Source organism: Flavobacterium sp. 21.1 (assembly GCF_057801535.1).
Genome location: NZ_JBYNXA010000005.1, coordinates 55758 through 72339, shown reverse-complemented (window position 1 = coordinate 72339; position 16582 = coordinate 55758). Strand labels below are relative to the sequence as shown.

Genomic DNA, 16582 nt, shown 5'->3' with positions numbered 1-16582 from the left:
TTACGATTACAATGAGAAAAACAATTAAAGGACTATTAGTACTACTTACGGTCTTATTATTTTCCTGCAACAAAAAAAATCACGAAAACCTTCCTGATGGCTTATATGCCAATATAGAAACCCCGAAAGGAGACATTCTTGTATCACTGGAATACACTAAAGCTCCGGTAACCGTTGCCAATTTTGTAACATTGGCAGAGGGAAAAAACCCTTTTGTTAAAGCGCAGTACAAAGGAAAACCTTTTTACGACGGACTAACCTTTCACCGTGTAATTCAAGACTTTATGATTCAGGGTGGTGATCCTGAAGGAAGTGGAAATGGCGGACCGGGATACAAATTCAAAGATGAAATCGACCCTTCTTTAAAACATAACGACAGTGGTGTTCTATCAATGGCCAATGCCGGACCAAATACTAACGGAAGCCAGTTTTTCATTACCCGCTCTGCAACTCCCCATCTTGACGGAATTCATACGATTTTCGGAAAAGTAGTTGAAGGAATGGATGTGGTTGCAGCAATTGAAGGTAATGATGAGATCACAAAAGTGACTATTATCCGCAAAGGCACCCAGGCTTCTACTTTCGACGCTTTAAAAGTTTTTAAAAACTACTATGATACGGAAGCCGTGGAATTGAAGAAACTCGAAGAAAAAACAGCAAAAATCAAAACGGACAAACTAGCTGAATTTGATGCTTTAAAAGCCAAAGCCATTAAAACTGAATCCGGTTTACAGTACACTTTCATCAAAAAAGGGAATCAGCCAAAATTAACTCCGGGCACTGGGGTACTTTTCAGTTATGCCGGCTATTTCGAGAATGGCCAGCTTTTTGACACAAACTATAAAGATGTGGCTGAACTATTCGGAAACTATGACGAAGCAAGAGACCAGCAAGGTGGTTATAATCCGTTTCCTTTCGAATACGGAAAGAAAGAAGGTTTGATCCCAGGCTTTATTGAAGGTATGGAAAAAATGTCTACCGGAGATAAACTGCTTTTGTTTATTCCTTCTTATCTTGCCTATGGAGAAAGAGGTGCTCCGCCGATTATTCCACCGAACACAAATCTTATATTTGAAATTGAATTATCTGCAAAAAAATAATTAACCTAAGGGAAAAATCCTGAAAATCCCCGCATAATGCGAAAAGAGTAAGGCGAATACAACCTAACTATGAAAAACAAAATTCTGCTTTTATTGTTTTTAGGAATCATGAGCGGTTATGCTCAAAAAACCAAGAAAACATCTGCATCCAAAACAAAAACCACTACAGCTGCACCTAAAAGCTCTACTGATGGACTTTTCGCTGCAATTGAAACCACTAAAGGTAAAATCACGGTAAAATTAGAATTTCAAAAAACTCCGGTAACCGTTGCCAACTTTGTAGCTTTAGCGGAAGGAACCAACACTGCAGTAGCTGAACAATATAAAGGAAAGCCTTATTATGATGGCCTGACTTTCCACCGAGTAATTAAAGATTTCATGATTCAGGGAGGAGACCCTCTTGGAACAGGAGGAGGAGATCCGGGTTATAAATTCAAAGACGAGATCGACCCAACTTTAACGCACAGTAAAGGCGGTATTCTTTCAATGGCAAATGCAGGGCCGGGAACTAACGGAAGTCAGTTTTTCATCACGCACAAAGAAACGCCATGGTTAAACGGAAAACACACTGTTTTTGGAGAAGTAACCGAAGGAATGGATGTAGTAAACAGCATTGAACAAGGTGATAAAATCGTTAAAGTCACTATTGTTCGTAAAGGAAAAGAAGCTAAGAAATTTGACGCCTCTAAAACATTCGCGGATTATTTCGCAAATAAAGCGGAAGATGACAAAAAACAAGCTGCTGCAGAGGAAGAGAAAAAGAAAAAGATGGCTGAAATGGAAGCCGCTAAAGACAAAGAGTATAATGAAAAATTCGGTCAGGTTATGCAGATGAAAAAAGCTGAGTTTGAAAAACTGAAAGCTACAGCCACTACTACACCAAGCGGATTGAAATACGTGATCACTAAAAAAGGAAGTGGCAAAAAACCGGCTGCAGGTGCTCAGGTTCAAATTGGTTACGCCGGTTATTTCGAAAACGGTAAATTATTTGACGCAAGCTTTGAAGATGTAGCTAAATTATACGGAAAATATGATCCGATGCGTGCGCAACAAGGCGGTTATGCAGGATTCCCTTTTACGTACGGAAACAAAACCGGTTTAATCCCCGGCTTTATTGAAGGATTGGAAAATATGAATTCAGGCGACAGAGCTTTGATCTTTATCCCTTCTAAATTAGGCTACGGTGAAAGAGGTGCCGGAAACGTTATCCCGCCAAATACCGACTTAGTCTTCGAATTGGAAATGACAGAAGTTGCTCCAAAACAATAATCTTCAGATTTCAAAATATAAAAAGGCACATCAGTTTTTACTTTTGTGCCTTTTTTAATTTTTATGCTTATGATCTTTTATGCCGAAAACTTCCAGTCAAACTCGTCATTGATTATCACTGCTCCGACTTCCACTTTTACAATTTCACCGAATTCAGAAATCAGCATTAACCAATTGTCTTCATTGAATGTATTTTCGATTCCGTCTTCTTCTGAAACCTCCCATTCTTTGAATTGCTTCTGCGGTAATTCATCCTGAATTTCTTTGGCAGTTCTCCCAATCACAGGTTTATCAAAAAGCATTGCGTGTGCATCCGAAATCACAATATAGCCTAAACGAAACTCCTCGTCGTCATAGAAAGTCAGTCGCATTTTGTATTCATTATACATGTAGACAACGTTTTTGTCTTCATCGAAAAATTGTCTGTCGGGCTTCCCATAAACAGCCTCAACATGGGGACGCCTCATTCCGAAAAGCAATTCTCCTACTCCGTTCTTTGGATAGATGTTCATATTTTTTGATTTTTCACAAAGGTAAGATTTTAAAGAATGAAGTAGGACTGTCTTTTTTCGTTTTCAAAAAATATTTGTCTCTGAAAAAAAATATAAAAAGCCATAAATAAAAAAATCCCTCAATTGAGGGATTTTCTTTTAATATTCAAATACTCCGTATTCCGAAGTAATGGTTAACTTTTTATTTTCGGAAGCTTCCACCCTTCCTACTATCTGTGCATCTACGCCAAACGATTTTGAAATTTCGATGATATCTTCAGCTATGTCGGAAGGAATGTATAATTCCATTCGGTGACCACAGTTAAATACCTGATACATTTCTTTCCAATCTGTTCCTGACTGTTCCTGGATCAGTTTAAAGAGAGGAGGAACCGGGAACATATTGTCTTTGATCACATGAACATTATCCACAAAATGCAACACTTTAGTTTGTGCACCACCACTGCAATGCACCATTCCGTGAATCAGTCCGGCAGAATATTTATCCAATATCGCTTTAATGATCGGCGCATAAGTACGCGTAGGCGACAACACTAATTTTCCGGCATCGATCGGAGAACCTTCCACTGCATCCGTAAGTTTTACATTTCCGGAATACACTAAATCTTTCGGCACTGAAGCATCATAACTTTCAGGATATCTTTCAGCAAGATAATGAGCAAAAACATCATGGCGCGCTGACGTCAATCCGTTAGAACCCATTCCGCCGTTATAGCTTTTTTCGTAGTTTGCCTGACCGTATGACTCCAATCCAACGATTACATCACCAGCCTGAATATGCGCATTATCAACTACATGTGAACGTTTCATTCTGGCAGTTACGGTAGAATCCACAATGATGGTTCGTACCAAATCACCCACGTCAGCTGTTTCACCACCTGTTGAGTGGATTGTCACTCCGAATTCTTTCAATTCGGCGATTAGCTCCTCAGTTCCGTTAATGATCGCTGAAATTACTTCTCCCGGAATCAGGTTTTTATTTCTTCCGATTGTAGAAGACAGCATGATGTTATCGGTAGCCCCCACACATAATAAATCGTCGATATTCATGATCAACGCATCCTGTGCAATACCTTTCCAAACGGACATATCACCTGTTTCTTTCCAGTACATATAAGCCAAAGAGGATTTTGTACCCGCTCCGTCAGCATGCATGATTAAACAATAATGGTCGTCATTGGTTAAGTGATCGGGAACTATTTTGCAGAAAGCTTTTGGAAATAATCCCTTATCGATGTTTTTTATCGCATTGTGCACATCTTCTTTGGAAGCTGAAACTCCGCGAAGGTTATAACGTTGGCTGTTATCAGAACTCATGTAGTTTATTTGTGTGTTGTGAGCGCAAAGATAAGGAGAAAATAGAAGTTAGAAAAACAGATGATGGAAAATAGATAATAGATAATAGAGACAAGAGACAAGAAGCAAGACACGAGAGCTAAATAATAGGACGAAGAAATACCAATTTGACACTTCCCTTATCTCTTATCCCTTATCTCTTGCTTCTTGCTTCTTGCTTCTATTTACTCAAAATCATGATTTCCACACGACGGTTCGCAAGTGCCTGTTCTTCGTTAGCTTCCGGAATTGGGAATTTGGGATGCGAAACTCCAAAACCTTTTACCTTTACCCTTTTTTGCTCGATTCCGTTGCCTTCCAAAACCCTTCTGATCTGTTTTGCTCTTTCCAGGGAAAGATTTCTTCTGTCAGCATCAATACAGCAGATATGGCCCTGTACTTCGATTACCAGCGTCGGGTTTTTAAGCATTATATCAATCAATTCATCCATGGCCGGTTTTGATGTAGGCATCATCCCAAACGAATTCTGATAGAAAAATATGTTTTTGATAACGATTCGGGTTCCGGGTTTTGCCAGAGTCACTTTTTCTTCCAGCGTTGCATTAGCTGGAAAATGCATATCTTCTTCTTCTATCGGAATGACCTCTGTGGCAACCGGTTGAGCTGGTTTTATTCCTAAAATCTCGTTTTCCCGTGGCAGGTCTTTAGCTACTATGTAATAAATGATTACTTTTCGGTTTTCCGATTTCACTTTGGATTGCGTGTGTTCTTCGCCAAAACTTCTCGTTTTAAAATCGTCTCTTATTTTAATCTGATTCCTCACAATGATATTCTGGATAAAATTCACTCGCCGTTGGGAAAGCGTGTCATTATGAGCATTCGTTCCGTCTTCATCGGTAAAGCCGTTAATGGCAACCACCTTGGAATCTTTGTTAAGTGACATCCATTCACTCAGCGATGCGTTCTGCTTCTTGGTTAAATCAAATTTATTGCTTTCAAAATAGACCGTGAATTGTTCCTGAGCCGATGCTAAAAAGGGAAAAACCAACAACAGGAATATTATAAATCGCTTCATGAGATGTTTTTTAATAATAACGAATAAACGAAAATAATCTGATAAAAACAGGTCGGATTTTAATTTTCTATTATTTGAATTTCTACCCTTCTGTTCTCGTCTTTTTCAAAATCATTTTGTTCCGGAATGGGATACAATGGCATAGTACTTCCAAAACCTTTATAAGACAGACGGTTCTTGTCGATTCCGTTTGCAACAAGATAATCATAAACGGTTTTACAACGCAAAGTGGAAATATCGTCAATGTCACCCTGAATCTGGCAACAGATATGCCCTTGGATTTCAATTTTAAGCTTTGGATATTTCTTCATTATCTGCAGTAACTCGGCTAAAACGGGTCCCGATTTTGGAACAATTACACCCGAATGATTGTAGAAATTCAGATTTTTGAGTCGGAGTTTATCCCCCGCTTTCACTTGGGAAATTTTATCGGAGAGTTTTTCTTCTTTCGGATGGAAATAAATTTCGACCTTTCTATTTTCGGCCTGTACTTTGGATTGTTCGAATCGTTTTCCAAAACTTTTAAGTTGTATTTTATCTGAAATTCCGAATTTATTTTTCCGCAGTATTTTTATAACCGAATTGACTCTGCGCATGGCCAATTCATCGTTATAATCATAGGAGCCCAAGCTATCACAATAACCATATATTTTTAGGATTTCAGCATTTTTATTTTCTAAAATCCAATCCTTTAGCGTTTGATGTGAATCCCGATTTACTTCATGAATATCAAAATCAAAATAAACCGTAAATTTTTCCTGGGCGGAAAGTTTAGGAAGTGCGCAAAACAAAAACAGGAACAAATAGTTTTTCATAATCCTTCATTTAATGAAAACTAATTTACTGGAAATTTAGCATAAAAAGAAAAGCACTCCCCTCTAAAAAGGAAAGTGCTCTTCGCAATTAAAAAACAAGTGTCCAAGATTATTAAAAAAGTGAGACAGACGTTGCCCGTCTCACTTTCCCCCTATGGGTTTGGTTTGTTTCTGAGCACAGGAGAAACACCTAACAAATTATCGAATTATAACACAACTGTTGTGTTACCTCATCTATAGGCAGATAAGATTAAAAACGATGTTTGCTCCTGTTCGAATAACGAAATTCCAGTAGAAAATCGTATACTTTAATTAAAACCCATACAGTATAAACAGTAAAAAAAATACGTACTTAAACAGGGAATTGCAATGTGAGGATTAAACAATCTGAGTGAGATTGTGAAGATGGAAAAAGAAATCTTGTGGTTGATTTACATTTCAAAAGTACTACAAATATCTTGTCCGCAAAAAGCTTTAACACTTTATTTTTCAGACAATTATAAGTTTTCTACAAAGCGAATAAAAAAACAGTCCAACTGCATTCAAAACAAAAAAACCTCCCGAAGGAGGTTTTATAAGTTGAACGAAAATTATTTTACAAACAATAATTCTCTGTATTTTGCCAAAGTCCAAACTTCGTCATCCACTAATAATTCTAACTTATCACAGTGGTTTCTGATTGTATCAAAATATGGTTTTACTTTATCGCAATATGCGTCAGCCATTTTTTCTGAATTGGTAAGCGCATTTGCTTTTCTACGCTCTTCAGTCATTGCTTCAACATTTGAATTGATACCTTCGATATGCTCAGAGATTTCTTTGATCAATCCGATTTGCTCTTTCGCTACTTTTTCAAATTCTTTACCGAAGATCTCTTTCAAACCTTTTACGTTTTCAATCAACGTGTTTTGGTAACGGATTGCAGTAGGTATTACGTGGTTACGAGCGATGTCACCCAATACACGTCCTTCGATCTGGATTTTCTTAGTGTACTCTTCCAATTCGATTTCGTAACGAGATTCTACCTCAACGTGGTTCATTACATTCATCTCTCCGAATAAAGCAATCGCTTGTTTTGAAACTTTTGCTTTTAACGCTTTTGGAGTTGTTTTGTAGTTACTCAATCCACGTTTCTTAGCTTCTTTTTCCCAAGCCTCGCTATAACCGTCACCTTCGAATAAAATCGCTTTGGTCTGTTTGATATATTCTCTTAAAACATTGAAGATAGCATCATCTTTCTTCATGTCTTTTTTCTCGATCAATTCGTCAACAGCAACTTTGAAATCTTTCAATTGTTTAGCAACGATTGTATTTAAAGTCGTCATTGAAACCGCACAATTTGCAGAAGAACCAACTGCTCTGAATTCGAATTTGTTTCCTGTAAACGCGAATGGTGACGTTCTGTTTCTGTCTGTGTTATCTAATAATACGTCCGGTAATTTACCAACTACGTTTAGTTTTAAGTCGGTTTTCTCTTCCGGAGAAAGTTTTCCGTTAGAAACACCTTCCAATTCTTCCAACACTTTTGTCAATTGCTGACCGATGAAAACAGAGATGATTGCCGGTGGCGCCTCGTTTGCACCTAAACGGTGGTCATTACTTGCAGAAGCGATAGAAGCCCTTAATAACTCTTCATAATCATGTACCGCTTTGATGGTATTGATGAAGAACGTTAAGAATTGCAAGTTGCTCATTGGCGTTTTGCTTGGGCTTAACAAGTTTATCCCAGTATCCGTAGCTAATGACCAGTTATTGTGTTTACCTGAACCGTTTACTCCTTTGAATGGTTTTTCGTGGAATAAAACTTTAAAGTGATGACGTTCTCCCACTTTCTGCATTACATCCATCAATAACGAGTTGTGGTCAACCGCTAAATTGCTTTCCTCGAAAATCGGAGCCAACTCATATTGGTTTGGAGCTACCTCATTGTGACGTGTTTTCACAGGAATACCTAACAACATACACTCATTTTCCAAATCCCTCATGTATTGCAATACGCGAGTTGGAATGGATCCGAAATAATGGTCTTCCAATTGCTGACCTTTAGCCGAAGTATGTCCTAATAAAGTTCTTCCTGTAGCTAAGATATCAGGTCTTGAATTTGCTAAAGCAGCATCAACCAGGAAATATTCCTGTTCCCAACCTAAAGTTGGAGTTACTTTCTTAACGTTTTTGTCAAAATATTTAGCAACATCAGTCGCTGCATTGTCAATTGCGTGTAACGCTCTTAACAAAGGTGTTTTATTATCTAATGCTTCACCTGTATAAGAGATGAAAACTGTAGGGATACATAATGTTGTTCCGAAGATGAAAGCAGGAGATGTCGGATCCCAGGCAGTATATCCACGAGCTTCGAATGTATTTCTGATTCCTCCGTTCGGGAAAGAAGAAGCATCCGGCTCTTGTTGTACCAACTGACTTCCGCCGAATTTCTCAACAGGATCGCTTCCGTCCATTGAGGTTTCGAAAAACGCATCGTGTTTCTCAGCAGTTGTTCCTGTTAATGGCTGGAACCAGTGTGTATAATGAGTCACTCCTTTAGAAAGCGCCCACTCTTTCATTCCCATTGCAATGTACTCTGCAATTTTACGATCAATTTTAATTCCGTTTTCGATTGCATTTTTAACCGCTTTATAAGCTTCCGGCGTCAAAAATTGTCGCATCGCTTTGTCGTTAAAAACGTTACTTCCGAAAATCGCTGATTTTCTATCCAATTCTTCTACCGCTACGGGTGTTCTGTCTGTTGCTTTTTGTAAAGCATGGAAACGAAATGTTGACATAAGTTGTGTTTTTAAGGTTATGACCTGTAATTATACAGTGCAAAGATATGAATTTTACAATACAAAATAAATCACCCCCTAAAAAAATAGGGGTAAAACAAAAAATAATTACAAATTTATTTCAAACCCCTATGTTTTACACATGACTATGCGAATCATCTTGAAGTATATTTTTATGAGCCCTATTAATTTTTTAAGGGTATTTTACAAAAAAGACATCAAATAACTCATTTTAAACGAATTAGCTTCATATAAAATAAAAAAGACCGTCCGAGGACAGTCTTTTACTTTATAACTAACTAACAAATATTTATTATTTTATCTTCTGGATTTTTGATTCGTCTATGTGATAAGCCTTAATAACGGCATTATAATCTTTAACATCTACCGTGTTAGTTTGCTTGTGACTCACAAAGGCCGGTACAACGACTACTCTGAAAACCTGATTTAATTTTAGTCCATTTGGCAACGTAGCTAAGTCGAATCCAAACAAATCCACTTTCGCGCTATATTGGGTAAAGTCATTTCTGTATCCAAAATCCACAGTACCATCATCGAAATAATAAGTCTCAGGCAATAATCTCCACTCGTCACCTTCCGGACCCACACCGGCCAAGCGATATACCAAAACCATATCTGACGTATAGATTGCGTGAGGAAAATCTAAAAACACGCTGTAATCGTTAGGAAAAAAATCGATATTAGAATACTCAAATACTTCACTGATCGTATCCTGATCATTGGTGTCACCTTGAACATAATATTCTTCCGTAGTACAACTTTGAAGCCCAATCATCCCGATGAAAGCTAATAACAATAAGGTAATTTTCTTGCTCATGGCTCTATTTTTTAAATTTTTAAAGTAAATAATTTCAGATGCTGTACTATCAGTTCAACACCGACGTACCCATTAACTACCAATAGTCGTGCCAAAATTGTAAAAAGATGAATTTACAGACATTTTAAAACTTAAAGGCCTTTCACAAAATTACGAATAAACCAGCCCGAAAACCCCATAAACATTTCTATTAAAACAAGTTACAATTAGTTTAACATAAAAAAATGAAGAAAAATAACACAACGAAATTTACAATCCTATCAGATTTTTGTGTAACTTTAGCTAAAACACACGCTACCCACTTCTACCCTCTATTACGCACCGCTTCATGTCCTGGAGTGTATGACCTTTATATCGTACACATATTGTTGAGAATTATCACTTAAGAATCATCACAGAATATGACAAAAACATTACTATTAGGATGCCTCTTACTTTTCTCATGTTCCATAAACGGACAGGTTTTAATCTCATTACTTTTAGGTGATAAGCTCAATACAGGAAAAATAGAATTCGGTCTGGATGGTGGTGTAAACTTTGCTTCACTAAGAGTACTGGATGATTCGGATGCAAGTGCTCGATTTAATTTAGGATTCTATTTCGATTTCAAAATAAAAAATGACTGGATGGTGCACACCGGAGTTATCGTTAAGTCTACCATGGGCGCAAACCATCTCAAACCTTATTCACTTAATGACCCTGAATTGGACAGTGAATTTGCAAACGGCGAAGTAAAACGAAGTCTTGAATACTTTAATGTCCCGGTCCTGATGAAAAAAAAGTTCAGTAACAACTTTTATGGCGAAGGTGGAATTCAACTAGGACTGCTTTACAAAGCTAAAGATGAATTCACCTCCGAAATTAGAGACAAAAAAGACTTAAGTTACACCTTATCCATCAAGGACAATTACCACCCGCTTGATGCCGGCTTGGTCGCAGGATTAGGTTATCGTTTTATGAAAGGAAACGGGATGAACTTAGGAATGCGCTATTACTATGGGCTAATTGATATTGAAGTTGACGACAGCCACAACAATGTTTACAACCAAAGCTTTTATATTACCGTCGGCATTCCTATTGGCGCGGGTAAAGCGAAAGAAAAACAAGAGAAAAAGGACAAAGAAAATAAAACAACTGAGTAAGAACCCTAAAAAAACTTCTAATACCATGAAAAATTATATTTTACTTGCCTTCAGTCTGATAATAGGCCTATCAGCAAATGCACAGGTTTTCTCAAATAAAGAAGTCGGTAAGAAAAATCAGGAACTGATTGACAGTTTAAAGGTCTCAGAATATCCTTATGTACTTCCAATTTGGGGACAAAAAGCAACAGAGAGAGGCTACCATCTTCCTTATTCGGCAGGATTGAGTGTAAACTACCTTTGGCAGGAATCCGATATTATTATAAACAATTTACAAGTGGGTTTTAATAATGGTCCGATGTACAATCTTGATCAGATTGTTCGTTTCGATAAAGCTGTAGCCACTTCAAATACAATTTCATTTCGTCCCGATGTTTGGGTTTTTCCTTTTTTAAATGTGTACGCCATATTAGGAAAAACATCAGCCAGCACCGATATCGGAGTAGGCGTTTGGCTTGATGATCCTGCAACCGGTTCGGAAACAAAAGTCACCGCATTCAACACAAAAGTAGAATTTAATGCCACCACATTCGGTCTGGGAATGACTCCTACCATCGGAGTCGGAGGAGGTTTTTTAGCTTTAGACATGAATGTTGCCTGGACCGATGTCCCCCAACTTCAAAAACCTGCCTTCACCTTTATCTTTGGCCCCCGACTCGGCAAAAACTTCAAATTTGGCAAACCGGACCAATCGGTTGCCGTATGGGTTGGCGCCTTCAGAGTGAAGCTTAAATCCGATACCAATGGCTCCCTAAACCTCAGCGAAGTCTTTAACGCTGGAGAATTAGGTCAAAAAATCGATGAAGGTATTGCTGGTGTGGAACAAAAACGACAAGATGTTGATACGTGGTGGAGTAACTTAAGCCAGGCAGAACAAGCCAACCCGATCAACCAGGCAAAATACAACAAGGCAAATCAGATCTTAGACAGAGCAGGAGAATTTCTTACGGCTGCAGATACAGCCGTTAATAACATCGCAAATTCCACTGTGCAATATTCCATGGATAAAAAACCAAAAGACATGTGGAATTTCATTGTCGGATCACAATATCAGTATAATAAGCATTGGATGCTTAGAGTTGAAGCAGGGTTTCTGTCCTCCCGAACACAGTTTTTAACCAGTCTTCAATACCGTTTCGGTCTGTAGATCATAATTCAAGAATAATTCTTCGATTAAAACAATAAAAAAAGAGCTGTCTACATAAACAGCTCTTTTTTATAATCGTCATTATCGCTTTCTTTCCGCATGTAAAAAGACCGTACCTGACGAACTACTTTCTTGGTAATTTAATTCATCTCCTCTTATATAAGAAATTCGTTTTCCGCTGACATCTGACACCAATGCGCCATCATTAATACTTCCATGATCCACAACTGCACCACTAGCGCCATTCATCATTCGATATAACATATACATTCCATCAGATCGGGATAAAACCATTTTCAAAGTTCCGACATTAGTCGCATTAGAATCAGGATGAACCAAACCCGGATCAACCCTGCCAGTATCATCAGGAGCATTGGAAGGAACACCACTACCGGAAAGGAAATAATTTCCTTCATAACCTTCTATGAGCGAATTTGATCTTTCTTTAAAAATAGTAGCTGAAATCATTGGTTCTTCGCCTGTGATAGTAAAATCTGAAATTACCGGATCAGAGCCGTCTTCATTTACAGAAAAACCCATACGCACAACGGTCGTACCGGATACTCCTCTTAGCATGGCAAATACCGGTTTTCCCATAGATATCACTACTTCTGGCACTTCAGTCAGAGCAATAGTTTTGTTTTTGTAATAAACAGCACCATTTACAGTTTCCACATCATTTTTGAAGTTAATAGCAATAGTACCGGCTGGAAAAACTCCTTTATAAATACCTTTGGCTAAATTATCATTTTCAGGGATAGCCTGAGAAGTAGTAGCACAGGTAGAACAGTTAAATGGTACTTTGGACGACGTTGTGCCTGGCGGCAAATCATCATTGTCATCCGCACAAGAATAAATAAACAAGCCTGCAATTAATGCCAGGCAGAAGCCCAGTGACTTCCAGTTTCCGATTGCAATAAAATTTTTCATAATATTTACGATTTGATTGATTGATTTCAAAAATATTACGGGGCTTTTTGCAAATGCGGTATTTGACCTCAGGGGTACATCATCAAAATTAGTGAAAATCCATTTCTGAGGTTCAAAAGAAGTCTTAAAATAAACACAAAAAAAAGGCCCCAATCCGGAGCCTTTTTACACTTACTATTCTTACATGTTTCTTCGGTACTGTCCTCCCACTTCAAACAAAGCCGAAGTGATCTGACCCAAAGAACAATATTTCGTAGCGTCCATTAATTTTTCGAAAATATTCTGATTCTGTATCGCAGCATCCTGAATGATTTCCAATTGCTCTTTTACTTTATCTGCCTGTGCAGCATGTAAATTCTCAAGGGTTGCAATCTGGAACTGTTTTTCTTCTTCAGTAGCACGGATAACCTCAGCCGGAATCACCGTTGGAGAACCTTTTGAACTTAAGAAAGTATTCACACCAATAATTGGGAATTCACCGGTATGTTTCAATGTTTCATAATATAACGATTCTTCCTGGATTTTCGAACGTTGGTACATGGTTTCCATTGCACCAAGTACACCGCCTCTTTCCGTGATTCGGTCAAATTCTGCTAACACAGCTTCTTCAACCAAATCAGTCAATTCTTCAATGATGAAGGAACCTTGGATTGGGTTTTCGTTTTTAGCTAAACCTAATTCTTTATTAATGATCAACTGAATTGCCATTGCACGACGTACTGACTCTTCAGTCGGAGTTGTAATCGCCTCATCGTACGCATTGGTATGCAACGAGTTACAGTTGTCATAAATCGCGTACAATGCCTGTAACGTTGTACGGATATCGTTGAAGTCAATTTCCTGCGCATGTAACGAACGACCTGAAGTCTGAATGTGGTATTTCAACATCTGAGCTCTTTCGTTCGCACCGTATTTAAGTTTCAAGGCTTTTGCCCAGATCTTACGCGCTACACGACCGATTACCGCATATTCCGGATCGATACCGTTTGAGAAAAAGAACGATAAATTCGGACCGAAGTCGTTGATATTCATTCCTCTACTTAAATAGTATTCCACGTAGGTGAAACCGTTTGCCAATGTAAAGGCTAACTGTGTGATTGGATTCGCTCCCGCTTCCGCAATGTGGTAACCTGAAATCGAAACCGAATAGAAGTTACGAACATTTTTCTGAATGAAATATTCCTGAACGTCACCCATCAGACGAAGTGCAAATTCCGTAGAGAAAATACAAGTGTTTTGCGCCTGATCTTCTTTTAAGATATCCGCCTGAACCGTTCCGCGAACCTGTGCTAAAGTTTTCACTTTGATATCGGCATAAACGTCAGCCGGTAAAACCTGATCTCCGGTTACACCTAAAAGCATTAATCCCAAACCATCGTTTCCTTGTGGCAAATCGCCGTTGTAACGAGGTCTTTCAGTACCTTTTGCTTTATAGATCGCAGTGATTTTAGCTTCTACCTCAGCTTCTAAACCATTTTCTTTGATGTATTTTTCACAGTTCTGATCGATGGCTGCATTCATAAAGAAGCCAAGTAACATCGGAGCCGGACCGTTGATTGTCATGGAAACTGAAGTCATCGCGTGACTTAAATCGAAACCGGAGTATAATTTTTTAGCATCGTCCAAACAGCAGATGGAAACACCTGCATTACCGATTTTTCCGTAGATATCCGGTCTGTGATCAGGATCGTTACCATATAAAGTTACCGAGTCAAATGCAGTAGATAAACGTTTTGCCGGCATTCCTAAAGACACATAGTGAAAACGACGGTTGGTTCTTTCCGGACCACCTTCTCCTGCGAACATACGCGTTGGATCTTCACCTTCACGTTTGAACGGATACAATCCTGATGCAAACGGGAATTCTCCCGGAACATTTTCCTGTAAGTTCCATTGTAAGATATCGCCCCAAGCCTGGTATTTTGGTAATGCCACTTTCGGGATTTGAGTATGAGATAATGATTCAGTATGCGTTTGGATTTTGATTTCCTTGTCACGCACCATGAAACTGTATACCGGATTTTTGTATTTGTTTACTTTTTCATCCCAAGTCAAAATGATTTCCCAGTTGTATGGGTCTAAATTCATTTTCACACGGTCAAACTCTTTTGTCAGTAATGACAGGAACTCTTGTTTCTCAGGTAAGTGATTTAAAGAGTCTTCAATAATACCTGATTTGTCAATTTTAGGCGCTCTTCCCGAAACCGTTTCCATGGTTTTGAAGATCCCGTATAATTTCTGAGCCACATCTACTTGCGATAATGCAGTCTCATCATATTTTCTGTTGTTTTCTGAAATTTCAGATAAGTAACGTGTTCTGTGTGGCGGAATCACGAAGATCTTCTCACTCATCTCACGGGTAATCTGGAAAGTAGAATGCAAATCAATTCCTGTCTTATCCACAATTTTATCCATGATGGATTTGTAAAGGGTATTCATCCCCGGATCGTTGAACTGCGAAGCAATTGTTCCAAACACAGGCATTTTTTCTGCATCAACGTCCCATAAATGGTGGTTACGCTGGTATTGTTTTTTCACATCGCGGATTGCATCCAAAGCACCACGCTTGTCGAATTTATTCAACGCCACTAAATCAGCGAAATCCAACATATCGATTTTTTCCAACTGAGTTGCAGCACCAAATTCCGGAGTCATTACATATAACGAAACATCGGAATGCTCTAAAATTTCCGTATCCGACTGTCCGATTCCTGAAGTTTCTAATATAATCAAATCGTATTTTGCCGCTTTCAACACCTCAATAGCTTCCTGAACGTATTTCGACAATGCTAAATTAGACTGACGTGTTGCCAACGAACGCATGTAAACTCTTGGGTTATTGATGGCGTTCATACGGATTCTGTCTCCTAATAAAGCACCACCCGTTTTACGTTTTGACGGGTCAACGGAAATCAATCCGATGGTTTTTTCCGGGAAGTCAATTAAGAAACGACGAACTAACTCATCTACTAATGACGATTTACCAGCTCCTCCTGTTCCTGTAATTCCCAAAACAGGTGTCTTGCTTTCTTTATTTTTTTCATAAATGGCATCCATTGCAGGTTTTGCCACTTCCGGGAAATTTTCAGCCGAAGAAATCACTCGCGCAATAGCAGTTGGATTTTTATCTTCAAGATGATTTACTTCTCCGTTTAATTTATCCCCTACAGGAAAATCAGCACGTTTTACCAAATCATTGATCATTCCCTGCAAACCTAACTCACGACCATCATCCGGAGAATAAATTCTTTCGATACCATATTCGTGCAATTCGGAAATTTCAGATGGAAGGATTACTCCTCCTCCACCTCCGAAGATTTTAATATGACCCGCTCCTTTTTCTTTAAGCAAGTCATACATGTATTTGAAATATTCGTTATGTCCTCCCTGATAAGAAGTCATAGCAATCGCATTAGCGTCCTCCTGAATAGCAGTATTCACTACTTCTTCCACACTTCTGTCATGTCCTAAGTGAATTACTTCAACACCAGTTGCCTGAATGATTCGACGCATGATGTTGATCGCTGCATCATGTCCGTCAAACAACGAAGCTGCAGTTACAATTCTGACTTTATTTACCGGTTGGTATGGTTGTACTTGTTCCATTTTGGTTAAAAAATTTTGCGGGTGCAATTTACGCATTTATTAAAAAAGTAACGGCTTAAAATTTAAATTCTT

At 38.4% G+C, this 16582-nt stretch carries 12 protein-coding genes; 4 read left to right on the top strand and 8 right to left on the bottom strand.

Going from position 1 to position 16582, the window contains the following annotated elements:
* Window positions 1–11: 11 nt before the first annotated feature.
* Both AC3E9U_RS12345 and AC3E9U_RS12340 read left to right on the top strand, forming a co-directional pair.
* Window positions 12–1100 carry a peptidylprolyl isomerase gene (locus tag AC3E9U_RS12345; RefSeq protein ID WP_488747222.1) on the top strand — a complete coding sequence of 363 codons (1089 nt, stop codon included), beginning with the start codon at window positions 12–14 and terminating at the stop codon, window positions 1098–1100.
* Window positions 1101–1169: 69 nt separating this feature from the next.
* On the top strand, window positions 1170–2369 hold the full coding sequence (locus AC3E9U_RS12340; protein WP_488747221.1) for a peptidylprolyl isomerase: 1200 nt from the start codon (window positions 1170–1172) through the stop codon (window positions 2367–2369).
* A gap of 77 nt (window positions 2370–2446) precedes the next feature.
* Here the strand turns inward: AC3E9U_RS12340 and AC3E9U_RS12335 are convergent, their stop codons facing one another.
* The 6 genes from AC3E9U_RS12335 to AC3E9U_RS12310 form a co-directional block, all read right to left on the bottom strand.
* Window positions 2447–2881 (bottom strand): hypothetical protein, encoded by a 435-nt coding sequence (locus tag AC3E9U_RS12335; RefSeq protein WP_488747220.1) that lies wholly within the window; start codon window positions 2879–2881, stop codon window positions 2447–2449.
* 138 nt (window positions 2882–3019) lie between these two features.
* A complete protein-coding gene (locus AC3E9U_RS12330) occupies window positions 3020–4198 on the bottom strand; it encodes an AIR synthase related protein (RefSeq protein WP_488747219.1) in 1179 nt (392 codons plus the stop codon).
* A gap of 199 nt (window positions 4199–4397) precedes the next feature.
* Window positions 4398–5252, bottom strand: coding sequence for an OmpA family protein (locus tag AC3E9U_RS12325; protein WP_488747218.1), 855 nt, complete (start codon window positions 5250–5252; stop codon window positions 4398–4400).
* 59 nt (window positions 5253–5311) lie between these two features.
* Window positions 5312–6067 (bottom strand): OmpA family protein, encoded by a 756-nt coding sequence (locus AC3E9U_RS12320; RefSeq protein ID WP_488747217.1) that lies wholly within the window; start codon window positions 6065–6067, stop codon window positions 5312–5314.
* Window positions 6068–6657: 590 nt separating this feature from the next.
* Window positions 6658–8847 carry a glutamine synthetase III family protein gene (locus AC3E9U_RS12315; protein WP_488747216.1) on the bottom strand — a complete coding sequence of 730 codons (2190 nt, stop codon included), beginning with the start codon at window positions 8845–8847 and terminating at the stop codon, window positions 6658–6660.
* A gap of 313 nt (window positions 8848–9160) precedes the next feature.
* Window positions 9161–9685: a hypothetical protein gene (locus AC3E9U_RS12310; protein WP_488747215.1), complete on the bottom strand. Its 525-nt coding sequence runs from the start codon at window positions 9683–9685 to the stop codon at window positions 9161–9163.
* A gap of 401 nt (window positions 9686–10086) precedes the next feature.
* On the opposite strand from AC3E9U_RS12310, the gene AC3E9U_RS12305 reads away from it, so the two are divergent.
* Both AC3E9U_RS12305 and AC3E9U_RS12300 read left to right on the top strand, forming a co-directional pair.
* On the top strand, window positions 10087–10827 hold the full coding sequence (locus AC3E9U_RS12305; RefSeq protein WP_488747214.1) for a porin family protein: 741 nt from the start codon (window positions 10087–10089) through the stop codon (window positions 10825–10827).
* Between the two features lie 25 nt (window positions 10828–10852).
* Window positions 10853–11974 (top strand): hypothetical protein, encoded by a 1122-nt coding sequence (locus AC3E9U_RS12300; protein ID WP_488747213.1) that lies wholly within the window; start codon window positions 10853–10855, stop codon window positions 11972–11974.
* 81 nt (window positions 11975–12055) lie between these two features.
* Here AC3E9U_RS12300 and AC3E9U_RS12295 read toward each other — a convergent pair whose 3' ends face one another.
* Window positions 12056–12934 carry a hypothetical protein gene (locus AC3E9U_RS12295; RefSeq protein ID WP_488747212.1) on the bottom strand — a complete coding sequence of 293 codons (879 nt, stop codon included), beginning with the start codon at window positions 12932–12934 and terminating at the stop codon, window positions 12056–12058.
* A gap of 150 nt (window positions 12935–13084) precedes the next feature.
* A complete protein-coding gene (locus AC3E9U_RS12290; RefSeq protein ID WP_488747211.1) occupies window positions 13085–16510 on the bottom strand; it encodes a methylmalonyl-CoA mutase family protein in 3426 nt (1141 codons plus the stop codon).
* Window positions 16511–16582: the final 72 nt, after the last annotated feature.

Excerpts from the sequence above, each read along its gene's own strand:
- AC3E9U_RS12290 (WP_488747211.1), bottom strand. The coding sequence starts at position 16,510 with ATGGAACAAGTACAACCATACCAACCGGTAAATAAAGTCAGAATTGTA.
- AC3E9U_RS12320 (WP_488747217.1), bottom strand. The coding sequence starts at position 6,067 with ATGAAAAACTATTTGTTCCTGTTTTTGTTTTGCGCACTTCCTAAACTT.
- AC3E9U_RS12300 (WP_488747213.1), top strand. The coding sequence starts at position 10,853 with ATGAAAAATTATATTTTACTTGCCTTCAGTCTGATAATAGGCCTATCA.
- AC3E9U_RS12340 (WP_488747221.1), top strand. The coding sequence starts at position 1,170 with ATGAAAAACAAAATTCTGCTTTTATTGTTTTTAGGAATCATGAGCGGT.
- AC3E9U_RS12315 (WP_488747216.1), bottom strand. The coding sequence starts at position 8,847 with ATGTCAACATTTCGTTTCCATGCTTTACAAAAAGCAACAGACAGAACA.
- AC3E9U_RS12305 (WP_488747214.1), top strand. The coding sequence starts at position 10,087 with ATGACAAAAACATTACTATTAGGATGCCTCTTACTTTTCTCATGTTCC.
- AC3E9U_RS12345 (WP_488747222.1), top strand. The coding sequence starts at position 12 with ATGAGAAAAACAATTAAAGGACTATTAGTACTACTTACGGTCTTATTA.
- AC3E9U_RS12330 (WP_488747219.1), bottom strand. The coding sequence starts at position 4,198 with ATGAGTTCTGATAACAGCCAACGTTATAACCTTCGCGGAGTTTCAGCT.
- AC3E9U_RS12335 (WP_488747220.1), bottom strand. The coding sequence starts at position 2,881 with ATGAACATCTATCCAAAGAACGGAGTAGGAGAATTGCTTTTCGGAATG.
- AC3E9U_RS12325 (WP_488747218.1), bottom strand. The coding sequence starts at position 5,252 with ATGAAGCGATTTATAATATTCCTGTTGTTGGTTTTTCCCTTTTTAGCA.
- AC3E9U_RS12310 (WP_488747215.1), bottom strand. The coding sequence starts at position 9,685 with ATGAGCAAGAAAATTACCTTATTGTTATTAGCTTTCATCGGGATGATT.